Source organism: Pantoea sp. GD03673 (assembly GCF_029844725.1).
Lineage (GTDB): Bacteria > Pseudomonadota > Gammaproteobacteria > Enterobacterales > Enterobacteriaceae > Pantoea.
This window is the reverse complement of record NZ_JAOCKJ010000002.1, coordinates 449,301-470,157: the sequence shown is the minus strand read 5'-3', so window position 1 is coordinate 470,157 and position 20,857 is coordinate 449,301. Positions and strand designations below refer to the sequence as shown.

Annotated in this window: 16 protein-coding genes; 12 read left to right on the top strand and 4 right to left on the bottom strand. The window is 56.8% G+C overall.

The window, feature by feature from the left end:
• Positions 1 to 183 precede the first annotated feature (183 nt).
• Positions 184 to 522 carry a nitrogen regulatory protein P-II gene (gene glnB / locus N5J69_RS05450; protein WP_003848647.1) on the top strand — a complete coding sequence of 113 codons (339 nt, stop codon included), beginning with the start codon at positions 184 to 186 and terminating at the stop codon, positions 520 to 522.
• 253 nt (positions 523 to 775) lie between these two features.
• Here the strand turns inward: glnB and hmpA are convergent, their stop codons facing one another.
• Positions 776 to 1,960, bottom strand: a complete 1,185-nt coding sequence (gene hmpA / locus N5J69_RS05445; protein ID WP_279768592.1) for an NO-inducible flavohemoprotein — start codon at positions 1,958 to 1,960, stop codon at positions 776 to 778.
• A gap of 327 nt (positions 1,961 to 2,287) precedes the next feature.
• On the opposite strand from hmpA, the gene glyA reads away from it, so the two are divergent.
• Together glyA and N5J69_RS05435 are read left to right on the top strand one after the other, a co-directional pair.
• A complete protein-coding gene (gene glyA, locus N5J69_RS05440; RefSeq protein WP_279768591.1) occupies positions 2,288 to 3,541 on the top strand; it encodes a serine hydroxymethyltransferase in 1,254 nt (417 codons plus the stop codon).
• Between the two features lie 128 nt (positions 3,542 to 3,669).
• On the top strand, positions 3,670 to 4,818 hold the full coding sequence (locus N5J69_RS05435) for a 3-phenylpropionate MFS transporter (RefSeq protein ID WP_279768590.1): 1,149 nt from the start codon (positions 3,670 to 3,672) through the stop codon (positions 4,816 to 4,818).
• Here N5J69_RS05435 and csiE read toward each other — a convergent pair.
• Positions 4,800 to 6,068 (bottom strand): stationary phase inducible protein CsiE, encoded by a 1,269-nt coding sequence (gene csiE, locus N5J69_RS05430; protein ID WP_279768589.1) that lies wholly within the window; start codon positions 6,066 to 6,068, stop codon positions 4,800 to 4,802. The two genes, N5J69_RS05435 and csiE, sit on opposite strands and share 19 nt — an antisense overlap.
• Positions 6,069 to 6,223: 155 nt before the next feature.
• Here csiE and N5J69_RS05425 point away from each other — a divergent pair, with 155 nt between their 5' ends.
• The 3 genes from N5J69_RS05425 (at position 6,224) to N5J69_RS05415 (ending at position 9,035) form a co-directional block, all read left to right on the top strand.
• Complete coding sequence (locus N5J69_RS05425; protein ID WP_279768588.1) at positions 6,224 to 6,850, top strand: DUF1007 family protein; 627 nt, start codon at positions 6,224 to 6,226, stop codon at positions 6,848 to 6,850.
• Complete coding sequence (locus N5J69_RS05420; RefSeq protein WP_279768587.1) at positions 6,841 to 7,821, top strand: nickel/cobalt transporter; 981 nt, start codon at positions 6,841 to 6,843, stop codon at positions 7,819 to 7,821. Before N5J69_RS05425 ends, N5J69_RS05420 begins: the two co-directional genes overlap by 10 nt.
• 200 nt (positions 7,822 to 8,021) lie before the next feature.
• Positions 8,022 to 9,035 (top strand): TIGR04086 family membrane protein, encoded by a 1,014-nt coding sequence (locus N5J69_RS05415; protein WP_279768586.1) that lies wholly within the window; start codon positions 8,022 to 8,024, stop codon positions 9,033 to 9,035.
• A 63-nt stretch (positions 9,036 to 9,098) separates the two neighbouring features.
• On the opposite strand, the gene suhB is transcribed toward N5J69_RS05415, so the two are convergent.
• The gene (suhB, locus tag N5J69_RS05410) at positions 9,099 to 9,902 is read right to left on the bottom strand and encodes an inositol-1-monophosphatase (protein WP_279768585.1); all 804 of its coding nucleotides are present in this window, start codon (positions 9,900 to 9,902) and stop codon (positions 9,099 to 9,101) included.
• A gap of 132 nt (positions 9,903 to 10,034) precedes the next feature.
• Here suhB and trmJ point away from each other — a divergent pair, with 132 nt between their 5' ends.
• The 5 genes from trmJ (at position 10,035) to sseB (ending at position 14,924) form a co-directional block, all read left to right on the top strand.
• Positions 10,035 to 10,787: a tRNA (cytosine(32)/uridine(32)-2'-O)-methyltransferase TrmJ gene (gene trmJ / locus N5J69_RS05405; RefSeq protein ID WP_279768583.1), complete on the top strand. Its 753-nt coding sequence runs from the start codon at positions 10,035 to 10,037 to the stop codon at positions 10,785 to 10,787.
• Between the two features lie 130 nt (positions 10,788 to 10,917).
• The gene (gene iscR, locus N5J69_RS05400) at positions 10,918 to 11,415 is read left to right on the top strand and encodes a Fe-S cluster assembly transcriptional regulator IscR (protein WP_279768581.1); all 498 of its coding nucleotides are present in this window, start codon (positions 10,918 to 10,920) and stop codon (positions 11,413 to 11,415) included.
• A gap of 88 nt (positions 11,416 to 11,503) precedes the next feature.
• Entirely contained in the window at positions 11,504 to 12,664 is a 1,161-nt protein-coding gene (locus N5J69_RS05395; protein ID WP_279768578.1) for an IscS subfamily cysteine desulfurase, read from the top strand.
• 162 nt (positions 12,665 to 12,826) lie between these two features.
• Complete coding sequence (gene pepB / locus N5J69_RS05390) at positions 12,827 to 14,113, top strand: aminopeptidase PepB (protein WP_279768576.1); 1,287 nt, start codon at positions 12,827 to 12,829, stop codon at positions 14,111 to 14,113.
• A gap of 46 nt (positions 14,114 to 14,159) precedes the next feature.
• Positions 14,160 to 14,924 carry an enhanced serine sensitivity protein SseB gene (gene sseB / locus N5J69_RS05385; protein ID WP_279768574.1) on the top strand — a complete coding sequence of 255 codons (765 nt, stop codon included), beginning with the start codon at positions 14,160 to 14,162 and terminating at the stop codon, positions 14,922 to 14,924.
• 39 nt (positions 14,925 to 14,963) lie between these two features.
• Here sseB and sseA read toward each other — a convergent pair whose 3' ends face one another.
• On the bottom strand, positions 14,964 to 15,806 hold the full coding sequence (sseA, locus tag N5J69_RS05380; RefSeq protein WP_279768572.1) for a 3-mercaptopyruvate sulfurtransferase: 843 nt from the start codon (positions 15,804 to 15,806) through the stop codon (positions 14,964 to 14,966).
• 146 nt (positions 15,807 to 15,952) lie between these two features.
• On the opposite strand from sseA, the gene N5J69_RS05375 reads away from it, so the two are divergent.
• Positions 15,953 to 20,848, top strand: coding sequence for an alpha-2-macroglobulin (locus tag N5J69_RS05375; protein WP_279768571.1), 4,896 nt, complete (start codon positions 15,953 to 15,955; stop codon positions 20,846 to 20,848).
• Positions 20,849 to 20,857: the final 9 nt, after the last annotated feature.

Sequence of the window (20,857 nt, the reverse complement as noted above, 5' to 3'; positions counted from 1 at the left end):
GGGGGCTGCGAAGTAAGACCGGCAGGCTGACTGCTCAGGCCCGAAGCAACAGGGGTGCGGTCGGCATGATCTGACAGCACTTGCGGCAACCTGAAGAAACCCGGATATTACCGCCCGACAGCGCCAGCAACATTTATACTGAATAAATCCTCTGACCACAGAGGGAGTGAAAAAGGGTCTGACATGAAAAAGATTGATGCAATTATCAAACCATTCAAACTCGATGATGTTCGTGAAGCCTTAGCGGAAGTGGGCATCACCGGGATGACCGTGAGTGAAGTGAAGGGCTTCGGTCGCCAGAAAGGGCACACCGAGCTGTACCGCGGCGCAGAGTATATGGTCGACTTTCTGCCTAAGGTCAAAATCGAAATGGTCGTCGGCGACGATATCGTTGATACCTGCGTTGAGACCATTATGCGTACGGCACAGACCGGCAAAATCGGTGACGGTAAGATCTTTGTCTTCGACGTGGCGCGTGTGGTGCGCATCCGTACGGGCGAAGAGGATGAAGAAGCGATCTGATACTCTTTTTATCAGCGCGTCATCCGCATAAAAAGCCCGCGCTGCGGGCTTTTTTTATGCCGGAAACCGGTGTGAGATCCGGCCTGCTCAGGGAACAGGGTCAGATTGGAAAGACGCAACACCCGCCATCCATAATTCCTCCGTCCCGCGCCGTCGTGGCGCGGGACACTTTCCTCTTCTGACCCTGTTTCCTTCGCGTTGAGCTGCTGTCAGATTCAGAGCGGCCCGTCATCTGCGCCCACAGATGACGCAATTACATCCCTTTGTGCGGGCCAAAAAGTTCGTAATGAATGCGTGCGTCAGCCACGCCAGCATCACGCAGTTGCGCGACCACATGCTGCATAAAGGGCAGGGGGCCACACAGGCAGAAGTGGGTTGCGGATGAGGCAAGACGTGCGGACATGACGCTGATATCCATCAGACCCTGCGCGTCATAGCGACCGGCATCGTCAGCGGCGGGATCGCGATACCAGACCTGACTGACAAAATCGGCGAGCTGCCTGCCCGTGTCACAAACTTCACGCCCAAAGGCATGCTGTTTGCCATTCTCTGCAGCGTGCAGCCAGCTGACCGGCGCGCGGTGCTGGCTTGCTGCCAGTGCATGCAGCATCGCCAGCATCGGCGTCTGACCTACGCCAGCAGAAATCAGCGCCACCGGCGTGACAGGATCGACCTCAAGGAAAAAGTCGCCGTGCGGTGCGGCGAGCATTAGCGTATCACCCACCCTGCCATTCTGATGCAGCCAGCCGGAGACGGTGCCCTGCGCTTCACGCTTCACCGCAATGCGATAATCTTTGCCGTTGCTGAGATGCGTCAGCGAGTACTGACGAATCTGGTGATGGTCGAAACTGGCGGGCTGCAGGTGAACTGTCAGATACTGACCCGGCTTAAACGCTGCTATCGGGCCGCCATCCACCGGCGTAAAGGTAAAGCTTTTAATCACATCGCTCTGCTGTTCAATCGCGCTGATGCGAAACGCACGCGTGCCGCGCCAGCCACCGGTTTGCTGCTCTGTTGCCTGATAAATTTCCTCTTCCCGATTGATAAAGACATCCGCCAGAACGCCGTAGGCCCGGCCCCATGCCGCCAGCGCCTCTTCGCCTGGATCCAGCAGCGCTTTGATGGTTGCCAGCAGGTTTTCACCCACGATGGCGTACTGCGCAGGCTGAATATTCAGGCTGGTATGTTTCTGGGCAATCTTTTCCACGGCAGGCAGCAGCACGGCCAGATTCTCCAGATTCGCGCCATAGGCGCAGATGGCGTTGAACAGCGCTTCCCGCTGATCGCCATTGCGCTGGTTGTTCATATTGAAGACGTTTTTAAGTTCCGGGTGGTGCGACAGCATCCGGTCATAGAAATGTGCGGTGAGCTTTGGACCGCAGGCTGCAATGGCAGGCAGCGTCGATTTAACGGTGGCGATGGTGTGTGCATCAAGCATAAAAATGGCCTCTCATTTAAAGATGTATTTTAAATGCATCTTATAGCCGCTTCGTCTGCTGTGTAAATAACGCGATGAACTTTCTGGTTGCCAGAGTGGCAACTTTTTAGTGCATCACAGAAACTCACGGCCATATCGGAGAGAAAAATTGTGGCGGCTGAGCCGGGGAAAAAGGTGTAAAAATGCCGTGCCAGTAGCCAGCCAATCGTTTGCGTAAAAAGAGGCGGTTCACCCTACCTTCACCTGTTAAAACGGTTTACACTGTGGGCCTTCGCCCCTGAAGGGGGGTAAATACCGTCAGAAAGTTAGCTGAGTCAGGAGATCCGGATGTTAAAGCGTGATATGAACATTGCCGATTACGATGCCGAGTTGTGGCAGGCGATGGAGCAGGAGACAGTGCGTCAGGAAGAGCACATTGAACTGATTGCTTCTGAAAACTACACCAGCCCGCGTGTTATGCAGGCGCAGGGTTCTCAGCTCACCAATAAATACGCTGAAGGCTATCCGGGCAAACGCTACTACGGCGGCTGCGAGTACGTTGATATCGTTGAGCAGCTGGCGATTGACCGCGCAAAAGCGCTGTTTGGTGCCGATTACGCTAACGTGCAGCCACACTCAGGTTCACAGGCTAACTTTGCGGTTTACACCGCGCTGCTGCAGCCGGGCGATACCATCCTCGGGATGAACCTGGCGCACGGTGGACACCTGACTCATGGTTCACCGGTTAACCTTTCAGGCAAACTCTATAACGTGGTGGCTTACGGTATCGATGAGACCGGTAAAATCGACTACGACGAACTGGCTGAACTGGCGAAAACCCATCAGCCAAAAATGATCGTCGGCGGCTTCTCCGCCTATTCCGGCGTCTGTGACTGGGCGAAAATGCGCGAAATCGCGGATAGCGTGGGAGCCTGGCTGTTTGTGGATATGGCACACGTTGCCGGTCTGGTTGCCGCAGAAGTCTATCCAAGCCCGATTCCGCATGCGCACATCGTAACCTCCACCACCCACAAAACGCTGGCAGGTCCGCGTGGTGGCATCATTCTGGCGAAAAACGGCGATGAAGATTTCTATAAGAAACTGAACTCTGCTGTCTTCCCTGGCGGTCAGGGCGGTCCACTGATGCACGTTATCGCGGGCAAAGCGGTTGCCTTTAAAGAGGCGATGGAGCCAGAGTTCAAAACCTACCAGCAGCAGGTGGCCAAAAATGCCAAAGCGATGGTAGAAGTACTGATTGAGCGTGGCTATGACATCGTTTCTGGTGGCACCCATAACCATCTGTTCCTTATCGATCTGGTGAGCAAAAACCTGACCGGTAAAGAAGCGGATGCGGCGCTGGGCCGTGCCAACATCACGGTTAACAAGAACAGCGTGCCGAACGATCCGAAAAGCCCGTTTGTGACGTCCGGTATCCGTATCGGTACGCCAGCGGTTACGCGTCGTGGCTTCAAAGAAGCAGACGTGCGTGAGCTGGCGGGCTGGATCGCCGATGTGCTGGATAACATCAATGACGAAGCGACCATTGAGCGCACCAAAAACAAAGTGCTGGAAATCTGCAGCCGTCTGCCGGTTTACGCTTAATCGTTAACCTGTTGTGATACAGACTAAAAAGGATGGCTTCTGCCATCCTTTTTTATTGCCTGTCCCGCGGCGCTCTGCCAGAGTAGCGCCCACTCATGCTGCGCGGCAGCACACCTGCTGGAGGGAATATGGCAATCGGCTCCGCCAGATGGCTCGGACTGGGCTACTTCACTTACTTCTTCTGTTACGGCATCTATCTGCCATTCTGGGGGGTGTGGCTGAAAGGCACCGGCCTGGATGCTGAAAAGATTGGCCTGCTGCTCGGCTGTGGTATGGTCGCACGCTTCGTCGGTAGTCTGCTTATCGCCTCACAGGTTAAAAATCCTGGCCGGTTAATTACGGCGCTACGTCTGCTGGCGCTGATGACCTCTCTGTTTGCAGCCGGTTTCTGGGTGGGTGAGCAGTGGATGTGGCTGCTGACCGTGATGATCGGCTTTAATCTCTTTTTCTCGCCGCTGGTGCCCCTCAGCGATGCCCTGGCGGCAACCTGGACGCAGCAGATTGGGCTGGCATACGGACCGGTGAGATTGTGGGGCTCGCTGGCCTTTGTGATCAGCTCGGCGTTAACCGGCATGCTGGTAAGCGCTTATTCCTCACAGGCCATTCTGCTGCTGCTTTCCGTCGGTGTCATCGCCATGCTTGCTGGCATGATGCTGAAACCCGCCACCCAGCCACAGGGTCATGAGCGGCAGGGGGCTGCGGGCGGCGGCTGGCAGGAATGGCGATCGTTACTGCGTGAAAATGCAGTATGGCGATTTATGCTCTGCGTCACGCTACTGCAGGGCGCGCACGCGGCCTATTACGGCTTCAGTGCTATCTGGTGGCAGGAGAGCGGCTATTCCGCCTCGACGGTGGGCTACCTCTGGTCGCTGGGCGTGGTAGCGGAGATTATTGTGTTTGCCCTGAGCAACCGCCTGTTCCGCCGCTGGCGTGCGCGTGACCTGCTGCTGCTTTCAGGCATCTGCGCGTTAATCCGCTGGAGCCTGCTGGGTGCCAGCACCGCGCTGCCGCTGCTGATTGTGGCGCAAATTCTCCACTGTGGCAGTTTCACCGTCTGTCATCTGGCAGCGATGCGCTTTATCGCGGCGCGGCAGGGGGCGGAAGTGATCCGGCTGCAGTCGCTCTATTCCGCGCTGGCAATGGGCGGTGGGATTGCGGTCATGACCATGATCTGCGGCGTGCTGTTCGCGCATCTGCAGGGGCATCTCTTCTGGGTGATGGCGCTGGTCGCACTGCCTGCGCTGTTTCTGCGTCCCGGCTACGACTCCAGTAAATAACGAATGCGCTGCTGATGGTGTAACGTCAGCGGCAGCTCTGCATGTACCAGCGGCGGAGAGAACAGAGGCAGCGAAGTCGGGTAGGGCGAGATGATAATGTCTGTGTCCCGGGGCGCACCCTCCTTCTGAAACAGCTTCACATCCAGGTAGGAAATATTGATGGGCAGCAGCGTGATCTCACGGATCTGCTGCTCCACATTCTGCTCCAGATCGGCGTCGCCGCCGGTCAGTATCAGGACCTGCTTCTCCTGCAACGCACTCTCCTGCATCAGCCAGGCACCAAAAATAATGGTGATTAAACTCACCTCTTCCGGCGTAAAGGTTACCTGGTAATGCTGCTCAAAGGCCGTCAGGGCCTGCTGAGTGGTACGCAGCAGACGAGGGTAGAGCCGGCTGACATCCAGTGCGACGCTATTGTCGATACCGATATTAAAGTGCGTGCGATCGAGCGCCTGTGCCAGATGCGGATAGAGCTGGCGCAGCAGTTCGTCGCGGTCAGCAAAAGTGACACCGGCACAGGCTTCAAAGTCATTGATCAGTTGCTGAGTCGCATTCATCAGCTGCTGCCCGGCAGGATGTGCGATAGCGTCCACAACCGGTGTATGGATCTGGCTGAAGAGCAGTGTCCAGAAGTCGGTTTCACTGACGTGCGGAGCAAGATGGCAGCGCTTGCGCCAGTGATGAATCACATCCCCGGCGGCCTGCCGCTCAGGCTTCTGCTGCAGCCACAGAGACTGCGCTTCACTGAACAGCACCGGCTGACGCTGGCACAATCCATACTTCATGAATATCTGCAGAAAAAGCCGGTCACGGTCGCTGAAATCACGTTTCAGACACAGGCTGCAGTGCTGAATCAGTGCCTGTAAATTGGTCTCATCCCACAGCGCTTTCTCAATTTTGATCGCCTTCAGGCGCTGACGCAGAGGCGCGGCAAAATGCTCGCAGACAAAGTCCTGCGATAAACGCAAACTGCGTCGCAGGTTGTGCAGCAAACAAAGGCGACGATCCAACTCTGTTCCATGAAGACGAAAGCTGCCATCCACCATCTGATGCAATTCCAGCTGGTGATATCGCTGTATCTCAAGGCCCACATCCGCGATATCCTGTCGGGCAACGGCAGGATCGACGCCATTCAGCTGGCAGATTTTTTCAAGCGTAAGCGCGGGTGCAGGCAGAAACAGCAACAACAAAAGATGGCACTGACGCTGTGAACGGGTGAAGAGTGGTGCCAAAGGGGTAGCAGAACTCATCAATCAGATTTCCAGCAGGCTATTTTGAGCTAAGCGTAGTCAACCCGGTCAGCGCCTGCGCGGTTTACGCGGTTTATTTGCCGGAGGTTTAAGGCGGGTCACAAAATTTTGTTACTTATAGATTCTTTTCATCAGGAACGTTACTTTATAACATTATGAAACGCGCACTCTTTGCCTTACTGATGGTCCTAAGTCCGGCGCTGCTGGCACATCCTCACAGCTTCATCGACATGAAAACCGAACTGGTGGCGCAGGGCGACACCTTTACCGGATTGAAGATGATCTGGACCATGGATGAGATAACCTCCGCCGATCTGCTTTATGACGCGGGCGAGGCGAAGCCGGGCAGCGTGGTATGGAAAAAACTGGCGGCGGGGGTGATGGCGAATGTCCTGGGTCAGCACTACTTTTCCGAAATCTGGCACAACCAACAGCGGGTAAAGTTTTTGAATCTGCCAACGGAATACAATCTGTCGCGTAGCGGCCACAAAGCGGTGCTGGAATTTGTTCTGCCGCTGGCGGAACCCCCGAAGCTGACCGGCCAGCGCTTTGAGATCCTGACCTTCGATCCTACTTACTTCGTCGATATGTTCTATGACAATCCCGGCGCGTTAACCCTGCCGCCGGGGCTGCAGGCACGCTGCAAATTTACGCTCAACACGCCAAAGCCCAGCGACTCTCTGAAGCAGTATGCGCTGTCACTGGATAAAGCCGATGCGCCTGCAGAAGAGATGGATTTAGGTCGCCAGTTCGCGCAGACGGTGGTACTGACATGTCAGTAATCGCCACCCCCCTTCGGGCTTCCCGGCTCTGGCCTCTGTGGCTGCTGGCGGGGCTTCTCATCGGCGGCGGATTACTGGTCTGGTTTTACTGGTCGCAGATTCTGCTGCAAAGCGTGTTGTGGCAGAAAGATCTGCACCGGCAGATGACCCAGCTCTTGCAACAGGTGGCGGATCAGCCCCATCAGGCGGGCCTCTCGCTGGTCATATTCAGTTTGCTTTATGGCGTGCTGCACGCGCTTGGACCCGGCCACGGCAAAGTAGTGATCGCCACTTTTCTGGCGACCCATCCGAGCCGCGTTAAAACCAGTATCAGGCTGACGCTGCTCGCCTCACTGCTGCAGGGCTCGGTAGCGATTGCGCTGGTCACGGTCATGCTGGTGGTGCTGAACACCTCGTCGCGCCAGCTGCATCTCAGCAGTTTCTGGCTGGAAAAGGGCAGTTATCTGCTGGTGATCGGATTGGGTGTGATGATTGGTTACCGGGCGTTGCGTTCGCTGTGGCTGGCATTCCGTCCACGGCCAGCCCCGATATTTCGCGCCTTCCAGCCTCACCATCAGCATGATGAACAGTGCGGATGCGGACACGCGCACCTTCCGACGCCGCAGCAGATGAGCGGCCATATCAGCGCGAAAACGCAGTTTCTGGTGGTCGTGTCGATGGGATTACGTCCCTGTTCCGGCGCGATCATGATGCTGCTGTTTGCCAAAGTGATTGGCGTGTATGGCTGGGGCATTCTTTCCGCTGCGGTAATGGCGCTGGGCACCGCCCTGACCATCTCGGCAATTGGCCTGCTGGTGCAGCAGGCACGCTCTGTGGCGCAGCGGCTGGCACAGCCACGCAACGCCGCAGGCATGGCGCGATTACTCATCCCGGCGCTGGCCTTAACCGGTAGCATGATTTTGATCGTGGCGGGCATCGCATTATGGCAGTCAGCGCAGCTGACGCCGGGCGGCGGAATTCGACCTTTCTGACTGAAAACGCAGCGGGAATTAAATTCCCGCTGTTATCCTTACCTCGCTAATTATCTCTGAATTCATCTCTTTATTTTTTTCTCTGGGTAGTTTAGTGGAGAAATGACTATTCCCTGTCTACGCTGTTATTACCAAAACGGCATTCCGCCGTCGGGATGATAAAAGATCAGAACAGCTTTTTATTGCGAGGAGTATATTTCATGGCTGATACCCGTATTAATAATGGCTACACCGAAACGCTGGCGACCGGGCCTGCAGGACTACCGCTGAAACGTATTTCATGGAGCGCGGTGTTTGCCGGTGTTATTTGTGCATTAATCGTTCATATCATTCTGACGCTGCTGGGCACAGCCATTGGTGCGACCACCATTGATCCGATGAAAGAACAGAACCCGCTGGACGGCCTTGGAACTGGCGCGCTGGTCTGGACGGCCATTGAAATGCTGGTTGCGATGGCGGCAGGGAGTTATGTTGCCGGTCGACTGGCACAGCGTGAAGGTGCACTGCACGGTTTACTGATGTTTGGCCTTAGCACAATTTTCACTATTTACCTGGCTATTGCGCTGGCGACCAGTGTATTAGGTGGCGCGATGAATATTCTGGGTTCAGGCTTCCAGGCGTTGGGTAACGGTATTTCCGCCGCTGCGCCTTCAGTGACCCAAATGGCAAAAGAAAAGCTGCAGGAAAATAATATTAATTTAGACAGCCTGCAGAACGAACTGGAGACCACTTTACGTCAGACGGGTAAGCCGGAATTACAGCCAGAGAACTTAAAGCAGGATGCAAATAACGAAGCGCAGAATGCGGAAAACCAGGCTAACAACACCGCGAACCATCCGCAGACGGCAGATACCGATCTGACCAACTGGGTAAAAGGCGTGATGGATCGTCACTCAGATACCCTGCAGGCCGCCGATCGTGACGCACTGAAAAACATCATTAAAGCGCGTACCGGTAAAAGCGATGAGGAAGTGGATCAAATCGTAGCGAAAACCGAGCAGAGCTATCAGCAGGCCGTTCAGAAGTATCAGGAACTGAAACAGCAGGCTGAACAGAAAGCGCGTGAAGCAGGCGAAAAAGCGGCGGCTGCGACGGCGAAAGCGAGCTGGTATGCCCTGATTCTGCTGATCATCGAAGCGGTACTGGCCGGTGTGATGGGTATGGTAGGTCGTCGTACTCAGCCCCGTCAGGTGCTGGCACACGAACGTCGTTAATCCTCACTGATTAACAGGCAATAAAAAAGGCGGCTGAAAAGCCGCCTTTTTACGTCCTGAGACTTAGCGTTTTAACGCTTCGCTCAGTTCATCACGCATGTTCGACAGCATCGCTTTCACCACACGCGGATTACCTGCAACCAGGTTACCGGACAGCAGATAGCCATGGTTACCGGTGAAGTCAGTGACCAGACCACCCGCTTCGCGGACCAGCAGTTCACCCGCCGCAAAATCCCACGGCTTCAGGCCAATTTCGAAGTAGCCATCTACGCGACCGGCCGCCACATAGGCCAGATCCAGCGCAGCAGAACCGGTGCGACGGAAGTCAGCGCACTGGGTGAAGAGCTTAGTCAGGATGTTCATGTAAGCAGGCGCGTGCTGCTTCATTTTGAACGGGAAGCCCGTTGCCAGAACGGTGCCATCCAGATCGCGGGCAATGCTGCCACGCAGACGATAGCCATTCAGCTGCGCGCCCTGGCCACGTGAAGAGGTGAACAGTTCATTGCGCATAGGATCGTAAACGACAGCGACTTCAGTGCGGCCTTTAATGCGCACAGCGATAGAAACAGAAAAGTGGGGCAGACGTTTGATGAAGTTGGAGGTGCCATCCAGCGGATCGATAACCCATTGAACGTCCTGATCTTCGCCCGCCAGTTCACCGCTTTCTTCAGTGATGATGGTGTGTTTCGGGTAAGATTTACGAATAATTTCGATAATCAGGCGTTCTGCTTCGCGGTCAACATTGGTTACGAAGTCGTTGCTGCCTTTCTGGCTGGCTTCGACGGCGTCCGGGGTTTCATAATATTTGGCAATTAAATTTCCGGCCTTGCGCGCTGCGCGCACGGCAATGTTGAGCATTGGATGCATCGGTATCTCTCGCTGGATGTTAAAGAACGGGGAAAACGGCGCGGAGTATAGCAGCGTGTTCGGTAAATGTCCTGCTTTATGTTAGGATTCTATCCACTAATTTTACTGACCCGTTTCTGAGTATCCCTAATCATGTTGCAAAATATTCGTATCGTGCTGGTCGAAACCTCTCACACCGGTAACATGGGCTCCGTTGCGCGCGCCATGAAAACCATGGGCTTAACTAACCTCTATCTGGTTAATCCGCTGGTCAAGCCGGATTCACAGGCTATCTCCCTGGCAGCCGGGGCCAGTGACGTTATCGGTGATGCAAAAATCGTCGATTCCCTGGATGAGGCCATCGCCGGGTGCAGTCTGGTGGTCGGTACCAGCGCACGTTCACGCTCGCTGCCCTGGCCGATGCTGGATGCGCGTGAATGCGGCGTAAAAAGTGTGGAAGAGGGCCAGCAGGCACCGGTCGCGCTGGTCTTTGGTCGTGAACGCGTCGGCCTGACCAACGAAGAATTGCAGAAGTGTCACTATCACGTCGCGATTCAGGCCAACCCGGAGTACAGCTCGCTGAACCTGGCGATGGCGGTTCAGATCATCGCCTATGAAGTGCGCATGGCATGGTTACAGGCGCAGGAGCAGGCCAGCCCGCCGCCGCAGTATGAAGAATCACCGTATCCGCTGGTGGATGACCTTGAGCGCTTCTATCAGCATATGGAACAGATGATGCTGAACAGCGGCTTTATCCGTGAAGCCAATCCAGGTCAGGTGATGAGCAAACTGCGCCGTCTTTACACCCGCGCCCGCCCGGAACGTGATGAACTCAACATCCTGCGTGGCATGCTCTCGTCGTTTGAAAAGCGGAAAAACGAGAAAAAAGAAGCAGATAATAGTTGAGTAAATTACCTGGTTAAATACCTGACTGATTTACCAGGTTAAATAGTTGACCAATTTACTCGGGAATGTCAGACTTCATGGCATCTGTTGCTAATCCTCCGATAACCGGACGCTATTGAGGTCGTACGCTATGAGACTGACATCCAAAGGACGTTATGCCGTTACTGCAATGCTGGACGTTGCCCTTCACTCCCATGAAGGCCCGGTCCCGCTGGCTGATATTTCAGAGCGTCAGGGCATTTCGCTCTCCTATCTGGAGCAGCTTTTCTCCCGACTGCGCAAAAACGAGCTGGTCTCCAGCGTGCGGGGTCCCGGCGGCGGTTATCTGTTAGGTAAAGCGTCAAACACCATCTCTGTGGGTGAAGTGATCACTGCCGTTGATGAGTCGGTTGATGCCACCAAATGCCAGGGCAAAGAAGGCTGCCAGGGCGGCGAGCGCTGCCTGACTCACGTACTGTGGCGCGATTTGAGCGTGCGTATCAGCGACTTCCTGAACAATATTACGCTGGCTGAACTGGTCAATAACCAGGAGATTCTGGATGTGGCCGATCGTCAGAATGCGATTGATAACCGTCGCTTCCAGAGCCCGCGTTCGCAGGAAATCAACGTTAATCAACGCGCCTCGTAATCCCCGCTGTTCCGGCCCTAACTGCTAACGCGGTCAGGGCCGAATCTGCTATAAAGACGTATGATTTTCTATACGGAGCTGTAGCGCAATGAAATTACCGATTTACCTGGATTACGCCGCCACTACGCCGGCCGATCCGCGTGTGGCCAGCAAAATGATGCAGTTTCTGACGCTGGATGGCACGTTCGGTAATCCGGCCTCGCGATCGCACCGTTTTGGCTGGCAGTCTGAAGAAGCGGTTGATGTTGCCCGCAATCAGATCGCCGAACTGGTTAACGCCGATCCGCGCGAAATCGTCTTTACCTCTGGTGCCACCGAATCCGATAACCTCGCGATCAAAGGCGCAGCCCACGCCCATCAGGCGCGCGGCAAACATATCATCACCAGCCAGACTGAACACAAAGCGGTGCTCGATAGCTGCCAGCAGCTGGAGCACGAAGGCTTTGCTGTCACTTACCTGACGCCAGCGGCTAACGGCATTATTTCGCCTGAACAGCTGCGTGCGGCGCTGCGTGACGACACCATCCTGGTCACCCTGATGCACGTTAATAACGAAACCGGCGTGATTCAGGATATCGCCGCCTTTGGCGAACTCTGCCGCGAACGTGAGATTCTGTTTCATGTGGATGCGACCCAGAGCGTCGGCAAGTTGCCTGTCGATCTCAGCCAGTTACCGGTTGATTTGATGTCTTTTTCAGCCCACAAACTCTATGGCCCGAAAGGCATCGGCGCACTTTATGTTCGGCGTAAACCGCGCGTGCAGATCGCCGCGCAAATCCACGGCGGCGGACATGAACGCGGGATGCGCTCAGGAACCTTGCCGGTGCATCAGATTGTCGGCATGGGTGAAGCCTATCGTATCGCAGCAGAAGAGCGTGAAACCGAAATGGCACGTCTGCAGGCGCTGCGCAATCGACTGTGGCAGGGCATCAGCACACTGCCGGACGTAACCCTTAATGGCGATCCGCATCAGAGTGCCCCGAACATTCTTAACCTCAGCTTCGCGGATGTTGAGGGTGAATCCCTGATCATGGCGCTGAAAGATCTCGCGCTCTCTTCCGGCTCAGCCTGTACCTCCGCCAGTCTGGAACCGTCCTATGTTCTGCGTGCGCTGGGCGTAAGTGAAGAGCTGGCACACAGTTCGCTGCGCTTCTCACTGGGACGCTTCACCACCGAAGAAGAGATCGACTACGCCATCGCGCTGGTGCAGAAATCAGTGACCCGCCTGCGGGCCTTAATGAAATCCTGATACCCGGTAACCGTCCGCAAACGGCGTCAGCAATATGTGCACTTTACTGGCAACATCTGACGGAATCTGTTATCAGGTCTCTGCGAACTATATTTAACATCTCATTAAATCCGTCATAACAATCAGGCTGGATGAAACAGATAACGATTACGGAGCTTTTCGATGACCACACAACCGATGACTATTACGCTTAGCAGCCAGCCCGCCGATGTGCGCTGGGGCGAAAAAGCGATTCTCAGCAGCAACGACAGCGGCATGACACTGCATCTGACCGGCGCGGATGCGCTGAACACCATCCAGCGTGCGGCGCACAAAATCGACAGCCAGGGGATCCGCCACGTGGCGCTGACCGGCGAAGGCTGGCACCTGGAGCAGTGCTGGGCATTCTGGCAGGGCTTCCGTGGCCCGAAAGGCCAGCGTCAGGTTGAGTGGCCAGCGCTGGGCGAACATGAGCAGGCAGAGTTTGATCGCCGTCTGAAAATCATCGACTGGGTCCGCAACGTCATTAACCTGCCTGCCGACGATCTGGGGCCGGAACAGCTGGCGCATACCGCAGTCGATCTGATTAGCGAAGTGGGCGGCAGCGCCGTCAGCTATCGCATTACCAAAGGCGACGATTTGCGCGAACAGGGCTATATGGGCCTGCATACGGTAGGACGGGGCTCGAATCGCCCGCCGGTTTATCTGGCGCTCGATTTCAACCCGACCGGCGATGAAAATGCACCGGTCTATGCCTGTCTGGTCGGTAAGGGCATCACCTTTGACACCGGCGGCTACAGCCTGAAGCAGAGCAGCTTCATGGACTCCATGAAGTCTGACATGGGCGGCGCAGCGACCGTGACCGGCGCACTGGCTATGGCGATTTCGCGTGGTCTCAACAAGCGCGTCAAACTCTACCTCTGCTGTGCGGACAACATGGTCAGCAGCAACGCCTTTAAACTCGGCGACATCATTCGCTATCGCAACGGCAAATCGGTGGAAGTGATGAACACCGATGCGGAAGGTCGGCTGGTGCTGGCTGACGGTTTGATTGATGCCAGCGAGCAGAATCCGACAATGATCATCGACGCCGCAACGCTGACCGGCGCGGCCAAGACGGCGCTGGGCAACGATTACCATGCGCTGTTTACCTTTGATGATGTGATGGCGCAGTCGCTGATGGGCAGCGCAGTGAGTGAGAATGAGCCGTTCTGGCGTCTGCCGCTGGCTGAGTTCCATCGCAGCCATCTGCCGTCTAACTTTGCCGACCTCAATAACATCGCCAGCCCGTCTCATGCGGCGGGTGCCAGCAGCGCGGCAGCGTTCCTGTCCCATTTCGTCAGCCATTATCAGCAGGGCTGGCTGCACATTGACTGCTCCGCGACCTATCGCAAAGGCGCAGTCGATCAGTGGGCGGCGGGTGCAACAGGCCTTGGCGTGCGTACCATCGCCAATCTGTTACTGAAATAAGCAGGTTTCAGCGGTGGCGGATGCCGCCGCTGTTCAGAGGGAAACTATGAACCGTCTTGAAGAGGTGCTGAAGCTGGCGGCCACTGAGCCTGCCCATCGGCCCGAGTTTTTTCAGCTGCTGCTGGAATCTGATGTCTGGGTGCCAGGTGAAAGCACCACGCAACAGTTTGATGCCAGCACACCCGTTGATTTGCAGCACTGGGAAAAAGAGGATGGCAGCAGCATCATTCCTTTTTTCACGTCAGAAGAGGCGATGAGTGAAGCCGTCAGCGGTGAGCAGTCCTGGCTGCGTCTGCCGGTACGGACGCTGTTTGAGATTACGCGTGGCGAGACGCTGTTTCTCAATCCTAAACTGCCTTCCGGCAAAGAGTTTACTGCGGCCGAGATCACCCATCTGCTGGCCGAAGAGGGGAGTGCGTTAAGCCAGCAAACCGTACTGGAAGGCGGGCAATCCCTGCTGTTGTCTGAAGTGGCCGAACCACCTGCGCAGATGATCGATTCGCTGACTCAACTGTTCGCTAAGCATAAGCAGGTGCGCCGCGCATTTATCGCCAGTATTCGTGAGCGGGCTGATGAAGCGCCCAATCTGCTGATTGGTATTGAAGCGGACAGTAACATTGAGGCGATTATTCAGGCGGCGGGCAGTGTGGCAACGGACACGCTGCCGGACGATGCGCCGGTGGATATCTGTGAAGTGACGCTGAACGATCGCGGCATCAGCCACTTTTTTACCGCCCACATCACCCCCTTCTATGAACGTCGCTGGGGCAGTTTCCTGCGTGATTTCAAAGGCAGTGAGCGGATTATCTGATACACGCTAAAAACAGGCGGCTCATGGGCCGCCTGTTTTTTATTTGGCAATCGGTAAGTCGTCGCGACTGCCCCATTCGCCCCAGGATCCGTCATACAGCGTGACCTCCCGTGCCCCCAGCGCCGTCAGTGCCAGAATCACTACCACTGCCGTTACCCCGGAGCCACAGCTGGCGACTACCGGTCTGGTGATATCGACGCCTGCCTCTGCAAACAGCCTGCGCAGTTCCGCGTCCGGCTTAAGGTTTCCCTGCTCAACCAGCGTATTCCACGGCACGTTCAGGCTGTTGGGAATGTGTCCGCGATGCAAACCCGGACGCGGCTCATCAACTTCAGCGTTAAAGCGATTGGCGGCACGCGCATCAACTATCTGTGCGCCGCCTTCATGGCTGATGAGCAGCACGTCCGTCAGGCGTTTTACCCGGCTCTCATCCACGTGCGCGTCAAATTCGCCCTCCGGCAGATTCACGTCGCCGGTTGCCAGCGTAAAGCCTGCCGCTTTCCAGCCCTGTAACCCTCCCGCCAGAATCGACACCTGCGCCACACCAAAAGTGTGCAGCATCCACCAGGCACGCGGCGCGGAAAAGAGATTGCCCTCGTCATAGACCACAAGGTGTTTATCACTGCTGACACCCAGCTCACGCATTGCTACGGCAAAGCTCTCGGCGCGCGGCAGCATATGCGGATAAGGGCTGGTGTGATCGGAAAGCGCTTCAATATTAAAGAAAGGCGCATCGGGCAAATGACCCGCCAGATATTCAGCCTGGATATCGCGAACGGCTTCCAGGCCGGGTGGCAGCATACGGGCATCCAGTACCTGAAGCCGCGCATCGTTGTAGTGCTCTTGTAACCAGTCGGCGGACACAAACAGTGGCGTCGTCATAACAACCTCATCTCAGCAATCTGTCCTGCCAGTGTCAGGGAATGTGCGCACCATCTCAAGAGAAGCGTTGATTAAATGCGAGCATTGATATGAAATTGCGCAGCGTAATGAAACGACACATTCTGCGTCCCGGTGAAGGAACTACCATGAAGAAACGCACTACCCGGCTGCTGCTCAGCATGCTGATCGGTGGCTCGCTGCTGTCAGCGACCCTGTTACCTGTCCTGCCTGTTCAGGCGGCAGAGATACCCGCAACGAACCCGGTCAGCAAACCGCTGTCGATTATCGATCTTTCGGAACTCCAGATTGACGGTGCCGCTGCGCTGGTCCTGACCTTCAGCCAGCCGCTGGATGACAAACAGGCGATCGCGCAGAAAGTCAGGTTAACCGATGATAAGCAGGGCCGCGTGGATGGCGGCTGGGAGCTGTCGGCTAACCGCAAAACGTTACGTTTTCGTCATCCTGAACCGTCGCGCCACTTCACCGTCACGGTGGATGCGGGACTGCGCGCCGCCAGCGGTGAGACACTTGCCGCCGATTACAGTCAGAAAATTGCGACCAGCGATATCCAGCCGATGGTGGGTTTTGCCAGTCGCGGTTCCCTGCTGCCGCTGCGCATCACGCAGGGTCTGCCTGTGCTGGCACTGAATGTGGATCAGGTTGATGTCGATTTCTTCCGGATTAAGAATGCGGGCCTGGCACAGTTTCTTTCGGAATGGCGTTACGGCAACAACCTTTCCACCTGGGCGTCGGCGGATCTGCTCAAAAGCAGCCAGCTGGTCTATACCGGACGCTTTGAGCTTAATCCGGCGCGTAACACCCGTGAAAAATTGCAGCTGCCGATGAGAGACATTGCCGCGCTTCAGCAGCCGGGCGTCTATCTGGCGGTGATGAAACAGGCCGGAACGTATCGCTACAGCCAGCCCGCCACGCTCTTCACCCTGAGCGATATTGGCCTCTCGCTGCATCGCTTCCCGACCCGATTCGAACTCTTCGCTCAGAGTCTGGCAAACGGCGAGCCGCTTTCCGGCATCAGCGTCAGGTTACTGGATGAGAAAGGGCAGGTGCTGCAGAGCGGCACCAGTGACAGCACCGGCCATCTGAGCCTGAAAGCCGATGAAAAGGGCAAACTCCTGCTGGCCGTGCAGGGTGAGCAGACCTCGCTGATCGACCTGGCGCGTCCGGCGCTGGACCTGGCTGAGTTTCCGGTTGCCGGTCCGCAGGGCTATGACAAACAGCTGTTTGTTTTTGGCCCGCGTGATATCTACCGTCCTGGCGAAACCGTCATCGTAAATGCGCTGCTTCGCGATGCCGATGGACATCCTTTGCCCGCCCAGCCAATCAAAGCCGAGCTGGTGCAGCCCGACGGTCAGGTGATGCGGACCTTTGTCTGGCAGCCCGACGCGGGATTCTACCAGCAGCGCCTGGCACTGCCAGCGTCAGCCATGACCGGTGACTGGATGCTGCGGCTGAATACCGGTGATAACCTCAGGCGTCAGTGGACGTTCCACGTCGAAGATTTTCTGCCGGAGCGCATGGCGTTAACCCTGAACAATGCCCCTCAGCCCCAACCTGCAGATGCCAGTGTTACGTTCGGTATTGAAGGACGCTACCTCTATGGCGCACCTGCGGCCGGTAACACGTTACAGGGACAACTTTATCTGCGGCCTGCACGTGAAGCCGTGGCCGCGCTGCCGGGCTACCAGTTTGGTGACATTACCGAAGAGGGAGTAAAACGCACGCTGGATGAGGTAGAGCTTAAACTCGACGCCAGCGGTAAAGCACAGCTTATGGTAGAGAATCAGTGGAATCAGCTGCACTCGCCGCTCAATCTGATTCTGCAGGCCAGCCTGCTGGAGACCGGCGGACGCCCGGTCACCCGTCGTGCAACCCAGGCCATCTGGCCTGCTGACGCTCTGCCAGGCATCCGGCCGCTTTTCGGTAACAAGGCGGTATATGACTACCGCAGTGACAGCTATCACGATGAGCCTACCGTGCCGGAAGAGAGCCTGGCCGAATTCGACATTGTTTATGCCAATAGTCAGGGAAGAAAACTGGCAGCCGATAAGCTGGATGTGCGTCTGATTCGTGAGCGCCGGGATTACTACTGGAGCTTCTCCGACAGCGAAGGCTGGCAGTCGCAATATAATGGCAAAGATCTGCAGGAAGATGAGCGCGCAATCTCTGTCCCGGCTGACGGCAGCACCAGAGTCAGCTTCCCGGTCGAGTGGGGCCACTACCGGCTGGAAGTGCAGGCGGGTGAAAAGATCGTCAGCAGTATGCGATTCAATGCGGGCTATGACTGGCAGGATAACACCAATGGCACAGGGGCATTGCGTCCCGATCAGGTCAGACTGAAGCTGGACAAAGCGGCTTACCAGCCGGGCGATACCGTGCATCTGCAGGTTGAGTCACCGGCTGCCGGTAAAGGCTACCTGATGGTGGAGTCGAGCAGCGGCACGCTATGGTGGCAGCCTCTGACCGTCCCACAGGGCGGCACAACGGTGGATGTCTCTGTTGCGGAGAGCTGGCGGCGTCACGATCTTTACTTCAGCGCTATCGTGGTACGTGACGGCGATAAGGCCAGCGGCGCAACGCCTAAACGTGCGGTGGGGCTGTTGCATCTGCCGATGGCGACGGAGGCGCGTCGCTTAAACCTGACGCTTACGGCACCCGATAAAATTCGTCCTGAGCAGCGCCTGACGGTGAAGGTTCATGCCAGTCGTGACGGCGGTCCGCTGCCAGAAAAAGTGCATGTGCTGCTGTCAGCGGTGGACAGCGGCGTACTGAGCGTGACGGATTTTAAAACGCCCGATCCGTGGCAGGCTTTCTTTGGCCGCAAACGCTACAACGTCGATCAGTACGACGTCTTTGGTCAGCTTATTGAAGGCGGTGGCCGACTGGCGGCGCTGCGTTTTGGGGGTGATGGCGACGATGAATCGATGACGCACGGCGGTAAAAAGCCGGTGACGCACGTCAATATCGTGGCGCAGCAGTTACAGGCGGTGACGCTCGATAAAGAGGGCAACGGGTCGATTACACTGCCGATTCCGGCCTTTAACGGCGAGCTCCGGCTCATGACGCAGGCCTGGAGCGATGACAGTTTCGGCGCGGCAGAGCGTAAGCTGGTGGTCGCGGCACCGCTGATCAGCGAACTGGCTACCCCGCGTTTCCTTGCCAGCGGCGACAGCGCATTACTGGCGCTGGATCTCACAAACCTGACCGATTTACCGCAAACGCTGAAAGTAGATCTGTCCGGCGGTGGCCTGGTGGAACTGGCCGGTGCGGCCAGCCAGAGCGTGACGCTGGCCAAAGGTGCGCGCACCACATTACAGATTCCGGTCAGGGCAAAAAGCGGTTTTGGTGATGGCGAGATCGCCGTACAGATTTCCGGCCTGAATCTGCCGGGTGAACAGGTGAAGCCCGGCAAACAGCAGTGGAAAATTGGCGTCAGGCCCCCTTATCCGGCGCAGACGCTGAACTTTGAAGCGGTGATCAATCCCGATCAGCCGTGGCAGGTCGCGGCCGCATCGCTGACGGGGCTGGATGCGCACACCCTGAGTGGACAGCTGACGCTGAGCAATCGTCCGCCGCTGAACATTGCCAGCTATATCAGTGCGCTTTACGCCTATCCCTACGGCTGCCTGGAACAGATCAGCAGCGGCCTCTGGCCTTCGCTTTATACCAGCCATGCTGAGCTGACCGCTATGGGCATAAAAACCAGCAGCGATGAGGCGCGGCGGGCTGCCGTCGATGTCGGCATTGCGCGTCTGGCGGGCATGCAGCGAGCCAACGGCAGCTTTGGGCTGTGGGATAAACAAAGTGAAGAGGAGTTCTGGCTGACGCCTTATGTGACGGACTTCCTGCTGCGCGCCAGTGAAGCAGGCTATGCGCTGCCGGATAATGTGGTGAATCGCGCAAATGCACGATTGCTGCGCTATCTGCAGGATCCCTCGCAGATCAGCGGCGGCGAGAGTGATAACAGCGCCGCGCTGCAGTTCAGCGTACAGGCTTACGCGGGGCTGGTACTGGCGCGTCAGCAGCGTGCGCCGCTGGGTGCGCTGCGCGCCTTGCATCAGCAACGTGGAAAGGCCCGCTCCGGACTGGCGCTGATGCAGCTGGGGGTGGCGCTGAAGCTGATGGGTGACGAAGCGCGCGCCCGGCAGGCGATTATGCAGGGTGCCACGCTGACGCGCTCAGACAACAAGTGGAGCGGCGACTATGGCAGCACGGTGCGCGATCAGGGGATGATGATTGCCCTGTTAGCAGAGAATAAGCTGCAGCCTGATTTGCAGAACAGCCTGCTGCTGTCGCTGTCCAAAGAGGTGAATGGCAAACGCTGGTTCTCGACCCAGGAGAACAACGCAATTTATCTGGCGGCTCATACCCTGCAACGTGCGCAGGGCGGCAGCTGGCAGGCGCTGCTGTCGGGCGATGCGGAACCGTTGCAGGGCGACGCACCGCTGAATAAAGGGCTGGCGGCTGAACAGCTGTTACAGGGCTTAGCCATCCGCAATCCGGGCAGTGCGCCGCTGTACGGTCGTCTGGATGTTACCGGCTATCCGCTGACCGCCCCTCAGCCTGAGAGCAATGTGCTCGGGATTAAACGCGAATACTTTACCCTGGATGGCAAAGCCGCCGACCTCAGTAATCTGCGCAGCGGAGAGTTGCTGGTGGTGCGTCTGACCGTTTCGTCAGAGCGCACTATCAACGATGCACTGGTGGTGGATCTGCTGCCTGCCGGTCTGGAACTGGAAAACCAGAACCTGGCTGACAGCAGCGCCAGTCTCGGCGACAGTGCGGATACGCTGAAGGAGAGCATGGGCGACATGCAGCAGGCTGACATTAAGCACATAGAGTTCCGCGACGATCGCTTTGTGGCCGCACTGGTGGTGAATAGTTACCGTCCCGCGACGCTGGTCTACCTGGCGCGGGCGGTCACGCCGGGTCGCTTCCTGATGCCGCCTCCACAGATTGAGTCGATGTATGTGCCAGAGTGGCGCGCCACCGGCAGCACGCCGTCGCAGCTGCATATCCAGTAAGTGACGCGA